This is a genomic window from Microbacterium sp. NPDC056057 (assembly GCF_042266945.1).
Classification (GTDB): Bacteria; Actinomycetota; Actinomycetes; order Actinomycetales; family Microbacteriaceae; genus Microbacterium; species Microbacterium trichothecenolyticum_C.
The window spans coordinates 132,659-147,442 of record NZ_JBHJWS010000003.1; the positions used below are offsets into that span (position 1 = coordinate 132,659).

Consider the following 14,784-nt stretch of genomic DNA (forward strand, 5'->3'; position numbering starts at 1 on the left):
GAACCACCGACGGGTCGAAGTTCTTCCCCGCGGGTCAGTGCTCGTCGATCGGTGGGCGCCGCGGCGCGCGGGGCGCGGGCGGCGGCGGGACTTCCTTCGCGGCGATGATCGCGCCGCGCGGGATGCGTTCGACGCCGCGCTTGCCGTCGACGACGACGGAATCGGCATCCGTGCTCAGCAGTTCGCCGAGGGCGTCCGTCGCCTGGCCGGTGGGCAGGATGTAGCGGACGACCACCCGGTGACCCGGCTCGGGCAGATTCACCATTGGCCGGGCGCGTAGTCCTTGAGGAAGACGCCGAACAGGTCTTCGCCTGCCTCGCCGCGCACGATCGGGTCGTACACGCGGGCGGCGCCGTCGACGAGATCGAGCGGGGCGTGGAAGCCCTCCTCGGCGAGCCGGACCTTCGTCGGGTGCGGGCGCTCGTCGGTGATCCAGCCCGTGTCCACGCTGGTCATGAGGATGCGGTCGGTCTCGAACAGCTCTCGCGCGCTCGTGCGCGTCAGCATGTTCACCGCGGCCTTGGCCATGTTGGTGTGCGGATGCCCCGGTCCCTTGTACCCGCGATTGAAGACGCCCTCCATCGCGCTGACGTTGACCACATAGGTGCGGCGTGCCGGACTCGCGGCCAGCGACGCGCGCAGCTTCGATACGAGCAGGAACGGCGCGGTCGTGTTCGCGAGCTGCACCTCGAGCATCTCGAGGGGGTCGACCTCCTCGACGCTCTGCACCCACGAGTTCGTGTGGTCGAGGTCGGGGATCAGCCCGCCGGCGTCGATGGCGGTGCCCGCGGCGAGACGCTCGAGGGAACTGGAGCCCGCGGCCATGGCCTGCTCGGTCAGCTCGTCGGCGCGCGCGGCGGCCGCGGCGAGAATCGGGTGCGCGGTTACGGAGCGCTCGAGCGCCTGCGGGTGCCGGTCGTTCGTGTGGCCGAACGTGACGAGCTCCGGCAGCGGACCATCGGGCAGCGGCGCCAGCTCGGCGTCGACCAGCGGCTGGTACGCGCCCGGCGAGCGGCGGACGGTCTGGGTCGCATTGTTGATGAGGATGTCGAGGGGACCGGCGGCGGCGACATCCTCTGCCAGACCGATCACCTGGGCGGGATCGCGCAGGTCGATGCCGACCACCTTCAAGCGGTCGATCCACTCGGGCGAGTCGGGAAGGCTGCTGAAGCGGCGCACGGCGTCGCGCGGGAAGCGCGTCGTGATCGTCGTGTGTGCGCCGTCGCGCAGGAGGCGCAATGCGATGTACATGCCGATCTTCGCGCGGCCGCCGGTGAGCAGCGCGCGCTTGCCGGTGAGGTCGGTGCGCGCGTTCCGCTTCGCGTGGCTCATGGCCGCGCACGTGGGGCACAGCTGGTGGTAGAACGCGTCGACCACCGTGTACGGCTGCTTGCAGATGTAGCAGGCGCGCGGCTTGAGGAGGGTGCCCGCGGTGGCCGCCGTGGTGGACGAGCTGATCGGGATGCCGCGGGTCTCGTCGTCGATCCGGTCGGGCGCTCCGGTCGCCGTGGCGGCGACCACTGCGCGGTCGGCGGAGGCGATCGCGTCGCGGATCTCCCGGCGCCGCACCTTCTTGACGGCCTTGAACATGGCGGCGGTGGCACGGCGGACGGCCACGTAGTCGGGGTGCGACTCGTCGACGCCCGGCATGTCGGCGAGCACTCGCAGGGTGGTCGCCAGATCTTCCGGGTCGATGCCGCTCGGCGGCAGGTCGGAGGGCACGGGGGAATCGGGAAGCACACGTGATTCTACGCCGGGCCGGTTCGGCGGTTCCTGTTAGCGTGCCTTCGTGAGCACCTCGAACCCGGCATCGACGTCGACCCGCAGCATCCAGGTGTCGGCCGCGGTCATCCTCAATGACCGCGACGAGCTTCTGCTCGTGCGCAAAGCCGGCACGACGGCGTTCATGCAGCCGGGCGGCAAGCCTGAGGCGGGGGAGACGCCGGCCGAGACGCTGAGCCGCGAGCTGTTCGAGGAACTGGGGCTCTCGGTGGATCCGGATGAGCTGCAGTCGCTCGGCCTGTACACGGCGGCGGCGGCCAACGAGCCGGGTTTCGTGGTCGTGGCGGACGTGTTCGTCGCCGACATCGGCGACCAGGTGCCCGTGACCGATGCCGAGATCGAGGAGCTGCGGTGGGTCTCCCGCGCAGCCGCCGGGGAGCTCGAGGTCGCGCCGCTCGCGCGGGAGAACTTCCTGCCCTGACCCGCTGTGTCAGCCGGCGGCGACGTCGTGGACGTCGGACTCGAACGATGAGCCGTTGAGGTCGAGGTAGAGCCGGCGTTCGGTGATCGACACGGTCATCGTGTTGCGGCGTTCGAGCACCGCCGTCGCCGCGTCGAAGAAGCCGGAGTCGAAGCTGTAGAGGCTGATCTCCTCGGCGCGGTGGATCTTCTTCCCCGCCCAGGGCGCCGCGACCTTCGCCGGGTCGCGGTGGGTGTACACCGCGACGCGCGCGCCGGCCAGGCTGCCGGTGTGCAGGCGTGCGGCGTCGGGAGCTCCGACTTCGATCCACGCCACCAGCGCTCCGGTGAGATCGCGGACGAGCACAGCGGGCTCGTCGGTGGCCGAGATGCCCTCACTGAACGCGATGCCCTCTTCGTACTCGAGTGCGTACGCGAGCACCCGGGTCAGCATGAAGGCGTCCGTCTCGGACGGATGACGCGCCACGCGCACCGAGAGATCCTCGTAGACGCCCCGATCGACATCGGCCAGCTGGATATCGAAGGTGTACATCGTCACGCCGATCGCCATGGGAATCGAGCCTACGTGGTGCCGGCCGATGTAACGCCTGTTACCGTGTTCCGATGGCGACTGATGCAACCGTGTCCTGGCTGCTGGTCATCCCGAAGGTTCCGGCGGAGCCGTCGCGTCACCGCGTCGCCGTGTGGCGCGAGCTTCGCCGCGTCGGAGCGGTCCCCGCAGCCTCCGGCGCATGGACCGTCCCCGACCTGCCGGCATTCACCGATGCTCTCCCGACCGTGCGCGAGCTCGCCGAGCGCGGCGGGGGGACGCTGGCGGTGCTCACCGCCTCATCGCACGGGGACGACGACATCGCGGTGCTGCGCGACGCGTTCATCGCCGCGCGCACCGACGAGTGGCAGGAGTTCGTCGCCGACTGCGGCAAGTTCTCCGACGAGATCGACCGCGAGATCGCCAAGGAGAAGTTCACGTTCGGCGAGCTCGAGGAGGAGGAGCAGAGCCTCGAGCGTCTGCGCCGCTGGCACCGCGACCTGCGTCGCCGGAACGTCGTCGAGCTCGACATCGCCACCACCGCCACGCGGCGACTCGAAGACGTGACCGAGAAGCTCGCCGGCTACGCGGAGCAGGTATTCGCCGCCAACCTCCCGGGCGCTCCGCACGGCTGAATCCCCTCGTCTTGAAAGCGCTCCCGGGCGCGAGGACAATGTGGCCTGTCATCGCGGCGAACGCAAGGTCTCACTGGGAGGAGGCCACCTGTGGAGCGTTCGGATGGAGCCGGCGAGGGGGAGCTCGAAACCCTCCAGCGTGGCTACACCGACGCCACCGAGCAGTTCGCGGCGATGAACGAAGTGCTGCTGGCGCTCGGGCGCTCGGCTTCCGATCCCGACGCGGCCCTGGACACCATCGTGGAGAGCGCACGAAGGCTCTGCCGGAGCGACGCGGCTCAGGTCTATCTGGTCGACGGCGACTACTTCGCGCTGTCGTCTTGGGTGGGTGTGCCATCCGCGCTCGTCGAGCACATCACAGCGCACCCCTTTCGCATCGATCGGGCCAGCCTTCTCGGACGTGTCGCGCGGGATCGGAAGCTTCAGCAGATTCCCGATGTGCTCAGCGATGCCGAGTATGGCCGGCAAGACGCGCAGGAGCTCGGTCACTATCGCACCCTGATGTCTGCGCCGCTGCTTCTCGACGACGAGGTCGTGGGCGTCCTCTCGTTGTGGCGCACCCATGTGTCGCCGTTCAATGCGAGCGCACAGGCAGCCGTGCAGGCGTTCGCCGCGCAGGCGGCTGTCGTGGTGCGGCAGATAGGTCTTGTGCGCGCGCTCGAGGACCGCAGTGTCGAGCTCGCGCGAAAGGTGAATCAGCTCGAAGCGCTCAGCGAAGTCGGCGAGGCGGTGAGCTCGAGCCTCGTGCTGGACGAGGTGCTGACGACGATCATCATGAACGCGGTGCGCTTCGCCGGCTGCGACGGCGGTTCGATCATGGAGTACGTCGAGCACGAGCACGCGTTCACGGTGCGGAGCGCCTACGCCAGCGACCGACTCTTGGAGCGGCTGCGCGGCATCAAGGTCGACCTCGACACCACTCTCGTCGGCCGTGCCGCGAGGGAACGGCATCCCATCGCCGTCGCCGATCTCGACGATGTCGAACTCGACATCCACCTGCGCCTGCTGCACGAGGACGGCTGGCGGTCGATGGTCGCCGTGCCCGTCCTCCGGGGCGATCGGATCGTCGGCGCGCTCGTGGTGCGCCGACGCACGCCTGGCGAGTTCTCAGCCGACACGATGGACTTCCTCGAGAACTTCGCGAGCCAGTCGGCGCTCGCGGTCTGGAACGCGCAGCTGTTCCGCGAGCTCGAGACGAAGTCCGCCGAGCTGGAGATCGCGAGCCGCCACAAGTCCGAGTTCCTCGCGAGCATGTCGCATGAGCTGCGCACCCCCCTCAACGCCGTCATCGGGTTCTCGGAGGTCCTCCTCGAGCGCATGTTCGGCGAGCTCAACGACCGGCAGGACGAATACCTGCGCGACATCCTCGGCTCCGGCCGCCATCTGCTGCAGCTGCTCAACGACATCCTGGACCTGTCGAAGGTGGAAGCCGGGCGCATGGAGCTCGAGCCGTCCACGTTCTCGCTGCGCTCCGCACTCGAGTACGGCGCGTCGATGGTGCGCGAGCGGGCTGCGAGGCACGGCATCCGTCTGTCCATCGATGTCGACGCCGAGCTCGACACGGTCGAATCCGACGAGCTGCGCGTGAAGCAGGTGCTGGTGAACCTGCTGAGCAACGCCGTGAAGTTCACGCCGGACGGCGGCAGCGTCACGGTGACCGCCCGGGGAAGCGAGCATGAGATCGCCGTGGCCGTCGCCGACACGGGCATCGGCATCGCGCCGGCCGACCGCGAGCGGATCTTCGAATCCTTCCAGCAGGGCCGGCGGGGACTGCAGAGCGAAGAGGGAACGGGCCTCGGCCTCACCCTCTGCCGGCGGATCGTGGCCATCCTCGGCGGCACGATGTGGCTCGAGAGCGAGGTCGGCGTCGGCAGCACCTTCGGGTTCACGATCCCGCGGCGTGTGCCGATCGCGGTGCACGCAGCGGACGACGAGGCGGGACGGCCGATGATCGTCGTCGTCGAGGACGACCGCGCGTCGCTCGATCTCACTTCGGCATACCTCGACGGACTGGGGGTGGACGTCGTGATCGCGCGCGACGGAGACGAGGGCCTGTCGGCGATCCGCCGGCACGTGCCCGCGGCGGTGCTCCTCGACATCCGTCTGCCGCGGACCGACGGCTGGGAGGTGCTGAGACGCGTGCGAGCGGATGACGCCACCGCCGCAGTGCCGGTCATCGTGGTGTCGATCGTGGACGAGCGGGCACGCGGGCTCGCGATGGGCGCCTCGGCCTACCTCGTCAAGCCCGTCCGTCGTGACGCGCTCGTCGGGGCGCTGCGCGACGTCGGAGCGCTCGCCGGCGCGGTCGCGGCGAGCCCGGGAGGGGAGGCGCCGTGACAACCGGACACCGGGTCCTCGTCGTCGAAGACAACCCCCTCAACCTCAAGCTCGTGCGCGACGTGCTCACGGCGTCGGGCTATGAGGTGCTGCCCGCGGTCACCGGCGAGGAGGGGGTCGCGCTCGCGGCGACCTGCGAGCCCGACCTCGTGCTGATGGATCTGCAGCTGCCGGACTTCGACGGGTATGAGGCGCTGCGGCGACTGCGGGAGGATCCCGCCCTGCAGGCCGTACCCGTCGTCGCGGTGACCGCGTTCGCGATGCGCGAGGACCGGGAGCGGGCGAAGGAATCGGGTTTCGACGGGTACCTCGAGAAGCCGATCAGCATCCGCGAGCTGCCCGGGCAGGTGGACGCATTCATCGGCAGGGGCCGCGCCGATGCCTCATGACCCGATCCTCGTGCTCGCGGTCGACGACCTCGAGCAGAACCTGCGACTGCTGGACGCGGTGCTGAGCCCGCGGGGCTACGGCGTCATCACCGCAGCCTCGGGCGAAGAAGCCCTCGAGCAGCTCGAGCGGCACGACGTCGACCTCGTGCTGCTCGACATCATGATGCCGGGCATCGACGGGTACGAGGTGTGCCGTCGCATCCGCGCGGTGCCGCGCTGGCGGTTCCTGCCCGTCGTGATGATCACCGCGAGCGGAGATCAGGAGAAGCGTCACGCGCTCGAAGCCGGCGCCGACGACTTCGTGAGCAAGCCGTTCGATCAGGCGGAGCTCGTCGCGCGCGTCGCGTCGCTCGCGCGCCTGAAGCGCTACCACGACACGATCGAGCGGCAGGCCGCCGAGCTCGCCGCCTGGAACGTCGAACTGGAGGCCCGGGTGTCGAGCCAGGTCGAGGAGCTCGAGCGGGTGAACCGACTGCGGCGCTTCCTGTCGCGGCAGGTCGTCGACGTCGTGCTCGACAACGGCGACGAGGCCGTGCTGGCGAGCCACCGGCGGGACATCGTGGTCGTCTTCTGCGATCTGCGGGGCTTCACCCCGTTCGCCGAAGCCAGTGAGCCCGAAGAGGTCATGGGCGTGCTGTCCGAGTACCACGCGGTGCTCGGCGAGCTGATCGACCGCTACGAGGGAACGCTCGAGCGCTTCACCGGCGACGGCGTCATGGTGTTCTTCAACGACCCGCTGCCGCTCGACGACCCGGCGCGCCGTGCGATCGAGATGGCGATCGAGATCCGCGACAGGGTGGGCGACCTCACCGCCGCCTGGCACCGCCGCGCGATCGACCTCGGCATCGGCATCGGTGTGGCGCAGGGATATGCGACGCTCGGCCGGATCGGCTTCGAGGGCCGGTTCGACTACGCCGCGATCGGCAGCGTCACCAACCTCGCCGCCCGCCTCTGCGCGGCCGCCGCCGCCGGGCAGATCCTCGTCGCGCAGCGCGCGTTCACTGCCGTCGAGGAGCACATCGCCGCGAACCCGGTGGGGGAGCTCGAGGTTCGCGGTTTCAGCCGGGCCGTCCGCGCGTACGCGGTGGACGGCATCCGTCATCCCGAGAATCGAGTCGCACCATGACCCTCACAGACACGGCGTCGGCGACGCTCTCGTCGCTCTCCGACGCCGAACGCGATGACCGCTTCGACCGCCTGCAGGAACGGATGCCGGGGGTCTGGGCATCGATGCAGCACAACCTCGAGGACGAATCGGTCGTCGTCGTGCCCTCTCTGACGGTCGGCAGCCGCGCGACCTCGGCCGCGATGGTGCAGGCGTACGAGGAACGGTTCCTGTTCCTGCTCCTGCTGCTGCGCCAGCCCATGCTGCGCATGACCTACGTCACCTCGCAGCCCATCGACCCTCGCATCATCGAGTACTACCTCGCACTCCTCCCGGGAGTCATCCCGAGCCATGCGCTCGCACGGCTCACGCTCATCTCCGTGGGCGACGGCACGCACCGCACCATGAGCGAGAAGGTGCTCGAGCGTCCGCGGGTCCTGGCACGCATCGCCCGCAGCATCCCCGATCGCGCGCGGTCCCACCTGATCCCGTACAACACGACCGAGCGCGAGCGCGATCTCGCGCTGGTGCTGGGCATCCCGATGTACGGCGCAGACCACCGTCTGGCCCCGCTCGGCACGAAGACCGGATGCCGGCGGCTGTTCCGCGACGTCGGCGTGCCGCATCCTCTCGGTGTCGAGGATCTGCGCAGCCGCGACGACGCGGTGCGGGCGATCGAGACGGTGCTGAACGAGAAGCCGACGGTGAGGCAGATGATCTTCAAGCTCGACGAGGGCGTATCGGGGTCGGGCAACGCGCTCGTGGATCTCGCCGGCGTGGGCGAGCTCGGCGGCGACGCCCGCCGTGACGCGATCGTCCAGGCCCTCCAGGCGATGCAGCCGGAGGTCGAGACCCTGAGCCCGGCCGACATGCTCGACGCCCTCGCGACCCGGCACGGAATCGTCGAGGAGCGCATCGTGGGCGAGGAGATCCTGAGCCCGAGCGTGCAGCTGCGGGTGCTTCCCGACCGCACGATCGAGCTGCTCTCGACGCACGACCAGCTGCTGGGCGGTCCGAGCGGACAGAGCTACCTCGGATGCGTGTTCCCCGCCGATCCGGCGTACTCGCGGCTCATCAGCGAGCCGGCGCTCGCGGTCGCCCGGCGCCTGGCGGACATGGGGGTGCGGGGGCGCTTCGCGCTGGACTTCGTGGTCGTGCGGGATGCCGCGGGCGAATGGTCTTCGTGGGCGATCGAGCTGAATCTCCGCAAGGGCGGCACGACGCATCCGTTCCTCACCCTGCAGTTCCTCACCGACGGCCGCTACGACGGCGAGGAAGGCGCGTTCCTCACCCCGGAGGGCGTGCCGAAGCATCTGGTCGCGACGGACCACCTCGAGGGCGACGACCTCCGCGCGCTCTCGGTGGGAGACCTCTTCGACGCCGTGGCGCGCCACGACCTGCACTTCGACCGGTCGCGGCAGGAGGGGATCGTGTTCCACATGATCAGTTCGATCACCGAACAGGGCCGCATCGGCATGACGGCGGTCGGGGACACTCCCGAGCGGGCGATGGAGCTCTACGAGCGCGGCGGCCGGATCGTGCTCGAGGAGGCCGCGCGGGCGCGGGCCGAGCACCTGCTGCCCGAGTGACCCGCGCGGATCCGGGGCGTCAGCTCTGGGGCCAGTCGATCAGCAGGAGGCCCTGCTTCGTGTCGGCGACCTTGACCTGGCCGGACGTGAAGAGGTACGTCATGCCGTAGCCCTCGGCATCCGTCGCGATCGCGGTGTCGGCGCTCTCGGTGATGTAGACGCCCGCGGGATCCTCTTCGCGCACCCAGCCCTGGGACTCGAGCTCCTCCTGCAGGTCGACGGCGTCGGCGTCGGAGACGGGCGCCCAGCCGAACATCTGCCCGTGGTCGCCGGCGGGACCCTCGAAGTCCGCCCACATGCACTGCAGGCCGTCCTCGATCTCGGTGCTGCCGATGTACAGCGGCGACGCCTGCGAGCTCCAGCCGAGGTCTTCGAAGCTCGCCACGACCGACTCGCCGATGATCGTGGTGCAGGTCGGGTCCTCGGTCGAGGCGGGCGCGGGCTCGGGCGTCGCCGAAGGCTCGGGTGCGGCGGCGGTCGGCGTCGTCGCGTTGCCGGTCTCCTCGGGCGCGGCCTCGGGCGTTCCGGCGCAGGCCGAGAGGAGCAAGGCGGAGAGGACGAGGGCGGCGGCGGTGCCGAGGATGCGGGTGGCAGGCATCAGAGAGTCTCCGTGGGGGATGGGAGGCGGTCGGGTGTCAGGCAGTGCGGGGTCAGGCGGTGTGGAGCAGGTCGAGATAGGCCGAGTGGAGCACGCGGTTGGTCGCGAGCGAGGAGAGATCCGAGAGCGAGTCGTTGCCCTCGAACGACGTGAACTTGCCGCCGGCCTCGGTGACGATCGGCACCAGCGCGGCGATGTCGTACTCCTTGACGCCGAACTCGGCGACGAATTCGAGACGACCTTCGGCCAGCAGCATGTACGGCCACGCGTCGCCGTAGCCGCGATCGCGCCACACCGACGAGGTCAGGCGCTCGAGGGCGTCGAGCTTGCCGGCGTCGCGCCACTGCCCGATGCTCTGGAAACTCACACTCGAGTCCGCGATCGTGTCGACCGTCGACACGGCGAGACGCTTCGTCTCGCCCGTCGGCGTGTTCGTCCACGCGCCGAGGCCGCTCGCGGCCCACCAGCGGCGTCCGATCGCCGGCTGGCTCGCCACCCCCACGCGCGGCACGCCGTCGATGGCGAGGGCGATGAGGGTCGTCCACATCGGGATGCCCTTGAGGTAGTTCGCGGTTCCGTCGATCGGGTCGATGATCCACTGCCGCGCCGAATCGCCCGTGACGCCGTACTCCTCGCCGAACACCCCGTCGCCCGGACGCTCGGTCTCGAGCAGGTCGCGCAGCGCGCGCTCGGTGGCGAGATCCGCCTCGGTGACGTGGCTCGCGTCGGCTTTCAGGCGGACGTCGAGATCGGCCGCGTCGAAGCGGGACATGGATGCCGCGTCCGCCGCATCGGCCAGTCGCAGAGCGAGATCGAGATCGGCCCGGAGGTCCCCCTCGAACGGCGTGTCGAACGTCGAAACGGGGGAGGGGGAGGTCACGGAATCAAGGATAGCCGGGGCGTTCCCACCTCGATTTCACGAGACGCGATCGTGATGCTAATGTTGATCCTCGTTCGCCTCGTAAGTGAACAACGCACCTCTAGCTCAATCGGCAGAGCAACTGACTCTTAATCAGTGGGTTCTGGGTTCGAGTCCCAGGGGGTGCACCGACCAGAAAGGCCCCGGAATCTCCGGGGCCTTTCTGCTGTCTTCGATCAGGTCCCTCGTTCACGCGAGATCGCTCGAGCGGCGGCACGCGCATCGAGGTTGATCTGCAGGAGGAGACCCTTCAGCGGGCTCCGGATGCCGACGAACCGCATTCCCGGCGCGTGAGGATGCGTTCCGCCACCGGTCGACGCCGGGCCTCCGTGGACGTCGAGGATCCCGAGGTGGCCGACGACGGACTGAAGGCCCGTCGAGTAGCCGGTGGCCGCGATCACCGCGTCAGGAGTGAGTCGCGACCCGTCCGCGAGGACCGCCTCGTTCCCTTCGAAGCGTTCGAGCGCCGGGACGGCGGTCACCGTGCCGGCGCGCAGCGCGGCCACGAGGCCGACGTCGATCGTCGGGGTGACCGCTGTCGCGCGCTGCTGCGCGACGAGCCCGGAGCGTGCGGGCGGCATGCCGTAGGGGGTGAGATCTCCTACGACCAGGCGCTGCAGGAGCCGGTTCACGGGGTCCGTGCACCACGCGGGAAGGAAGTCCATCGGAATGGCGATGAGGGTCGTCGGGATGGGGCCGAGCTGACGCGGGACGATGTTCGGCGGAGTCCGGACCGCCAGTCGCACCTCGGCGACGCCGTGCTCGGCGAGGTCGGCGGCGATCTCGGCGCCCGAGTTGCCCGCCCCGACGACGAGAACGCTTCTTCCGGCGAAGGGCGCGGCATCACGGTATCGGGAGGCGTGCAGGATCTCCCCGGTGAACGTCTCCTGTCCTGGCCACTGCGGCTCGATCGCGCGGTTGCTGTAGCCGGTCGCGAGGACCACCTCGCGTGCCGTGACGTCGCCGTCGGAAGTGGTCGCACGCCAGATGCCGTCTTCGCGCTCGATCCGCTGCACCTCGATCCCGAACTGCGGACGGAGATCGTGGAGGCGCGCGTAGACACGCAGATAGTGCGCGACGTCGTCCTTCGCGACCCAGCGACCGAAACGGCGCGGCATGCGCAGGCCGGGGAGCGCCGACTGGATGCGGGGCGTGTGGAGATGAAGGTGCTCGTAGCGGCGAAGCCAGGTCTCGCCGACAGCCTCGCCCGAGTCGACGATGGTCGCGGTGATTCCGCGGCGGCGGAGGCACGCGGCGACTGCCAGCCCCGCGGGGCCGGCGCCGATCACGAGCACATCGGTGTGCGAATGGTCCACACCCAGACGCTAGTGATCGGCGACCGGCGCCGCGAGCCTCGGCGGCCGATTCAGGCCGCGTCGCCCACCAGTACGGCCGCGGCCTCATCCGCAGCATCCGCTTCGCGCTCGTCGATGCGGGCGAGAGCGCGCCGGCCGAAGAGGATCGTGCCGGTGGCGATGAGGACGGATGCTGCGGCGAAGAGGTACGGCACGGTCGGGCCGTACAGGTGCCACAGGAGCGCGGCGAGCGGGGGAGCGGCGGCGCCGCCGAGGAAGCGGACCGCCGAATACGACGAGGACGCGACGGAACGGGGGAGATCCGTGGCTTCCATCACGGACTCCGTGAGCACCGTGTTCATGACGCCCAGGAGCAGGCCGCCGACGATGATGCAGACCACCAGGGCCGCGGCGTCTGCGACGAGGATTCCGGCGATGACCAGGTCGATCGCTAGCAGGGGCAGCGTCAGGAGCATGACGGTGGTGCGGGCCATGAAGCGCAGCAGCAGCGGCGCGACCCACACGCTCGTGATCGCGAGGGCGACACCCCAGCCGAAGAAGGTGAAGCCGATCCCCATGGCGCCGAACCCGAGCGGGAACGGCGAGAAGGCGAGCAACACGAAGAAGCCGATGTTGTAGAACAGGGCGGCGACGGCGAGCACGGCCAGCGACGGGATGCGCAGTGCCCGGAAGGGCGCCGACAGCGGCACCGGCACCGGCTTCTCGCTCGGCCCGCGCAGCAGTACGAGGACGGCGACGAACGCGATGGCCATGAGCACCACGACCCCGAAGAACGGTCCGCGCCAGCTGATCTCGCCGAGCAGGCCGCCGAGGAGCGGACCGATCGCGATGCCGAGGCCCAGCGCGGCCTCGTAGAGCACGATCGCCGCGCCGCTCCCGCCGGACGCCGCGCCCACGATGGTGGCGAGGGCGGTCGAGATGAAGAGGGCGTTGCCCAGGCCCCAGCCGGCGCGGAAGCCGATGATCGCATCGACGCTGCCGCTCAGCGAGCACAGCAGTGCGAACACCACGATCAGCGCGAGGCCGATGAGCAGAGTCGCCTTCGCGCCGATGCGGCTGGAGATCCAGCTCGTGACGAGCATCGCGAGCCCGGTCACCAGCAGGTAGCTCGTGAACAGCAGCTCGGTCTGGACGGGGCTCGCCTGCAGCGATTCGGCGATGGCGGGGAGGATCGGGTCCACGAGGCCGATCCCCATGAATGCCACGACACAGGCGAAGGCGACCGCCCACACCTGCGCGGGCTGGCGCCAGACCGAGCCCGTGGCGCTGCCGTGGGCGCTCATCGGGTGGCCTCGGCCGTGTCGGCCGCGGACGCGGTGCGCGTGCGGTCGAGCTTGCGCATGAGGACGGATGCCGTGGTCCGCAGTGCGTCCCACTCCTCAGGCTGGAGATCCTCGAAGTGGGGGGCGAGGGCGGCGGTGAGCTGCAGCAGCCAGGTCTGCAGTGCTTCGAGGCCGAGCGGGGTGACCTCTACGACCGTCGCGCGCGAGTCCGCGGCATCCGTCGTCCTCGCCACGAGTCCGTGGTCGGCCATCTGGCCGACCAGACGCGTCATGCCGGGCTGGGTCACGCGGCTGAGGCGGGCGAGCTCGCCGATCCGGAGCGCTCCGTTGTCGCGGAGGATCGTGAGGGTGCGCCACTGGGCGGCGGGTGTCTCGTTGGCGGTCTCGAGCGCCGCGACGCGGGTCAGCGCGTGGGCGGCGACGATGAGGGTCTCGATGTCCTGATCGTGGGTCACCCAAGAAGCATACCGCTGATATATACCGGCGGTATGCTTCTTGGGAAAGATGCGAGAGTTCGTCCCGATTCGGTAACGACGGGGGAGGAGCGGGCTCGCCGACTTGACCTGTGCGGCTTCCGTTTCCTAGATTGCAAGAACCTGAATCGGATCTCATGTTTGAAAACGAAGCGCCGATTCACGCACCAGATCCTTCCAATGGGGAAAGGCACGCACATGCGGGTTACGAAGAAGTTGCTCCTGGGCTCCGTGGTCGTCACGGCAGCGCTCGCCCTGGCGGCCTGCGCGCCGTCCGGCGATCCCGACAACGGGTCCACCGAGCCGGGCGGGCTGTCCGAGGTCACCGTCGGCATCGTCACGAGCGAGTCGGGGCCGCTCGCCGGCTACGGCAAGCAGTACCTCGACGCCTTCAAGGCGGGGCTCGACTACGCCACCGACGGCACCGGCGAGATCGACGGGACGACGATCAACGTCGAGTACCGCGACGATGCCGGCGACCCCGACAAGGCCGTCACCGCCGTCAAGGAGCTCATCGGCTCGGGCGTCAACATCATCGCGGGGACCGCATCGTCGGGCGTCGCGCTGGCCGTCGCCGAGCAGGCGGAGCAGAACAAGGTGCTCTACATCTCGGGCCCGGCGGCCGCGGACGCGATCACGGGCATCAACGACTACACGTTCCGCTCGGGCCGGCAGAGCGCGCAGGACGTCGCGACCGCGGGCACGTTCCTCGACGACATCGAGGGCAAGACCGTGACGGTGTTCGCGCAGGACAACGCGTTCGGCCAGGGCAATGTCGCGGCGGTGCAGGCGATCCTCGGCGGCCAGGGCGCCACGGTGAACTCCGTGCTCGTGGCCGAGGACGCGACCGAGTTCACGCCGTTCGCGCAGCAGGTGCTCGCGGGCGCTCCCGACCTCGTGTTCGTGGCCTGGGCCGGCGCGACCTCGGGCGCGATGTGGCAGGCCATGAGCCAGCAGGGGGTCATGGACGAGATTCCCGTCGTGACCGGCCTCGGCGACTCGGCGACGTTCGGCGCGTACGGCGAGGCATCCGAGAAGATCAGCTTCCTGAACCACTACTTCGCCGAGGCCCCCGACAACGACGTCAACACCGCGATGGTCGAGGCGATCGAGGAGGCCGGCGGCACGCCCGACCTGTTCAGCCCCGACGGCTTCAACGCGGCGATCATGATCGTCCACGCCATCGAGTCTGGCCAGGGCGACGTCGACGCGATGGTCGCGGCGCTCGAAGGCTTCGAGTTCGAGGGGCCGAAGGGCAGCATGACGGTGCGCGCGAGCGACCATGCCCTCATCCAGGAGATGTACCAGGTCAAGCTCGTCGCGAAGGACGGCACATTCGTGCCCGAGCTCGTCGACACGGTCTCGGCCGACGACGTCGCCCCCGCTGAAGCCGAGTGATCCGGGGCTTC

The 14,784-nt window shown here is 69.7% G+C and carries 15 protein-coding genes and 1 tRNA gene; 8 read left to right on the top strand and 8 right to left on the bottom strand.

All coding sequences use genetic code 11. The annotated features are described in order from the left end of the window. Positions 1-34: 34 nt before the first annotated feature. Complete coding sequence (locus ACFC1K_RS12695) at positions 35-265, bottom strand: hypothetical protein (RefSeq protein ID WP_375871915.1); 231 nt, start codon at positions 263-265, stop codon at positions 35-37. Further along, positions 259-1,740: an SDR family NAD(P)-dependent oxidoreductase gene (locus ACFC1K_RS12700; RefSeq protein ID WP_375871916.1), complete on the bottom strand. Its 1,482-nt coding sequence runs from the start codon at positions 1,738-1,740 to the stop codon at positions 259-261. The genes ACFC1K_RS12695 and ACFC1K_RS12700 overlap by 7 nt, the downstream gene beginning before the upstream one ends. Before the next feature lie 49 nt (positions 1,741-1,789). Here ACFC1K_RS12700 and ACFC1K_RS12705 point away from each other — a divergent pair, with 49 nt between their 5' ends. Next, entirely contained in the window at positions 1,790-2,203 is a 414-nt protein-coding gene (locus tag ACFC1K_RS12705) for an NUDIX domain-containing protein (protein WP_375871917.1), read from the top strand. Between the two features lie 9 nt (positions 2,204-2,212). Here ACFC1K_RS12705 and ACFC1K_RS12710 read toward each other — a convergent pair whose 3' ends face one another. Then, on the bottom strand, positions 2,213-2,752 hold the full coding sequence (locus ACFC1K_RS12710; RefSeq protein WP_375871918.1) for a YaeQ family protein: 540 nt from the start codon (positions 2,750-2,752) through the stop codon (positions 2,213-2,215). 53 nt (positions 2,753-2,805) lie between these two features. Here ACFC1K_RS12710 and ACFC1K_RS12715 point away from each other — a divergent pair, with 53 nt between their 5' ends. The 5 genes from ACFC1K_RS12715 to ACFC1K_RS12735 all read left to right on the top strand — a co-directional run bounded on the left by ACFC1K_RS12715 (position 2,806) and on the right by ACFC1K_RS12735 (position 8,786). Continuing rightward, positions 2,806-3,366, top strand: a complete 561-nt coding sequence (locus ACFC1K_RS12715) for a Chromate resistance protein ChrB (RefSeq protein WP_310291459.1) — start codon at positions 2,806-2,808, stop codon at positions 3,364-3,366. A 90-nt stretch (positions 3,367-3,456) separates the two neighbouring features. Continuing rightward, on the top strand, positions 3,457-5,703 hold the full coding sequence (locus tag ACFC1K_RS12720; RefSeq protein ID WP_375871919.1) for a GAF domain-containing protein: 2,247 nt from the start codon (positions 3,457-3,459) through the stop codon (positions 5,701-5,703). After that, positions 5,700-6,092: a response regulator gene (locus tag ACFC1K_RS12725; RefSeq protein ID WP_375871920.1), complete on the top strand. Its 393-nt coding sequence runs from the start codon at positions 5,700-5,702 to the stop codon at positions 6,090-6,092. The genes ACFC1K_RS12720 and ACFC1K_RS12725 overlap by 4 nt, the downstream gene beginning before the upstream one ends. Then, entirely contained in the window at positions 6,082-7,218 is a 1,137-nt protein-coding gene (locus ACFC1K_RS12730; RefSeq protein WP_375871921.1) for a response regulator, read from the top strand. Before ACFC1K_RS12725 ends, ACFC1K_RS12730 begins: the two co-directional genes overlap by 11 nt. After that, entirely contained in the window at positions 7,215-8,786 is a 1,572-nt protein-coding gene (locus ACFC1K_RS12735) for a peptide ligase PGM1-related protein (protein WP_375871922.1), read from the top strand. The genes ACFC1K_RS12730 and ACFC1K_RS12735 overlap by 4 nt, the downstream gene beginning before the upstream one ends. Before the next feature lie 19 nt (positions 8,787-8,805). Here the strand turns inward: ACFC1K_RS12735 and ACFC1K_RS12740 are convergent, their stop codons facing one another. Next, on the bottom strand, positions 8,806-9,384 hold the full coding sequence (locus ACFC1K_RS12740) for a hypothetical protein (RefSeq protein ID WP_375871923.1): 579 nt from the start codon (positions 9,382-9,384) through the stop codon (positions 8,806-8,808). A gap of 52 nt (positions 9,385-9,436) precedes the next feature. Next, the gene (locus ACFC1K_RS12745) at positions 9,437-10,264 is read right to left on the bottom strand and encodes an inositol monophosphatase family protein (protein ID WP_375871924.1); all 828 of its coding nucleotides are present in this window, start codon (positions 10,262-10,264) and stop codon (positions 9,437-9,439) included. A 94-nt stretch (positions 10,265-10,358) separates the two neighbouring features. On the opposite strand from ACFC1K_RS12745, the gene ACFC1K_RS12750 reads away from it, so the two are divergent. Next, a tRNA-Lys gene (locus ACFC1K_RS12750) sits at positions 10,359-10,431 on the top strand. A gap of 48 nt (positions 10,432-10,479) precedes the next feature. Here ACFC1K_RS12750 and ACFC1K_RS12755 read toward each other — a convergent pair. The 3 genes from ACFC1K_RS12755 to ACFC1K_RS12765 are packed head-to-tail and all read right to left on the bottom strand — an operon-like array spanning position 10,480 to position 13,357. Next, the gene (locus tag ACFC1K_RS12755; RefSeq protein ID WP_375871925.1) at positions 10,480-11,619 is read right to left on the bottom strand and encodes a flavin-containing monooxygenase; all 1,140 of its coding nucleotides are present in this window, start codon (positions 11,617-11,619) and stop codon (positions 10,480-10,482) included. Positions 11,620-11,669: 50 nt separating this feature from the next. Further along, positions 11,670-12,902, bottom strand: coding sequence for an MFS transporter (locus ACFC1K_RS12760; RefSeq protein ID WP_375871926.1), 1,233 nt, complete (start codon positions 12,900-12,902; stop codon positions 11,670-11,672). After that, positions 12,899-13,357: a MarR family winged helix-turn-helix transcriptional regulator gene (locus tag ACFC1K_RS12765; RefSeq protein ID WP_375871927.1), complete on the bottom strand. Its 459-nt coding sequence runs from the start codon at positions 13,355-13,357 to the stop codon at positions 12,899-12,901. The genes ACFC1K_RS12760 and ACFC1K_RS12765 overlap by 4 nt, the downstream gene beginning before the upstream one ends. 216 nt (positions 13,358-13,573) lie before the next feature. On the opposite strand from ACFC1K_RS12765, the gene ACFC1K_RS12770 reads away from it, so the two are divergent. Continuing rightward, positions 13,574-14,773 (top strand): substrate-binding domain-containing protein, encoded by a 1,200-nt coding sequence (locus ACFC1K_RS12770; RefSeq protein WP_310291430.1) that lies wholly within the window; start codon positions 13,574-13,576, stop codon positions 14,771-14,773. Positions 14,774-14,784 lie beyond the last annotated feature (11 nt).

Bases quoted from the DNA above. Each gene is read 5' to 3' on its own strand.
- ACFC1K_RS12740 (WP_375871923.1), bottom strand. From the start codon at position 9,384: ATGCCTGCCACCCGCATCCTCGGCACCGCCGCCGCCCTCGTCCTCTCC.
- ACFC1K_RS12715 (WP_310291459.1), top strand. From the start codon at position 2,806: ATGGCGACTGATGCAACCGTGTCCTGGCTGCTGGTCATCCCGAAGGTT.
- ACFC1K_RS12695 (WP_375871915.1), bottom strand. From the start codon at position 265: ATGGTGAATCTGCCCGAGCCGGGTCACCGGGTGGTCGTCCGCTACATC.
- ACFC1K_RS12760 (WP_375871926.1), bottom strand. From the start codon at position 12,902: ATGAGCGCCCACGGCAGCGCCACGGGCTCGGTCTGGCGCCAGCCCGCG.
- ACFC1K_RS12730 (WP_375871921.1), top strand. From the start codon at position 6,082: ATGCCTCATGACCCGATCCTCGTGCTCGCGGTCGACGACCTCGAGCAG.
- ACFC1K_RS12710 (WP_375871918.1), bottom strand. From the start codon at position 2,752: ATGGCGATCGGCGTGACGATGTACACCTTCGATATCCAGCTGGCCGAT.
- ACFC1K_RS12735 (WP_375871922.1), top strand. From the start codon at position 7,215: ATGACCCTCACAGACACGGCGTCGGCGACGCTCTCGTCGCTCTCCGAC.
- ACFC1K_RS12770 (WP_310291430.1), top strand. From the start codon at position 13,574: ATGCGGGTTACGAAGAAGTTGCTCCTGGGCTCCGTGGTCGTCACGGCA.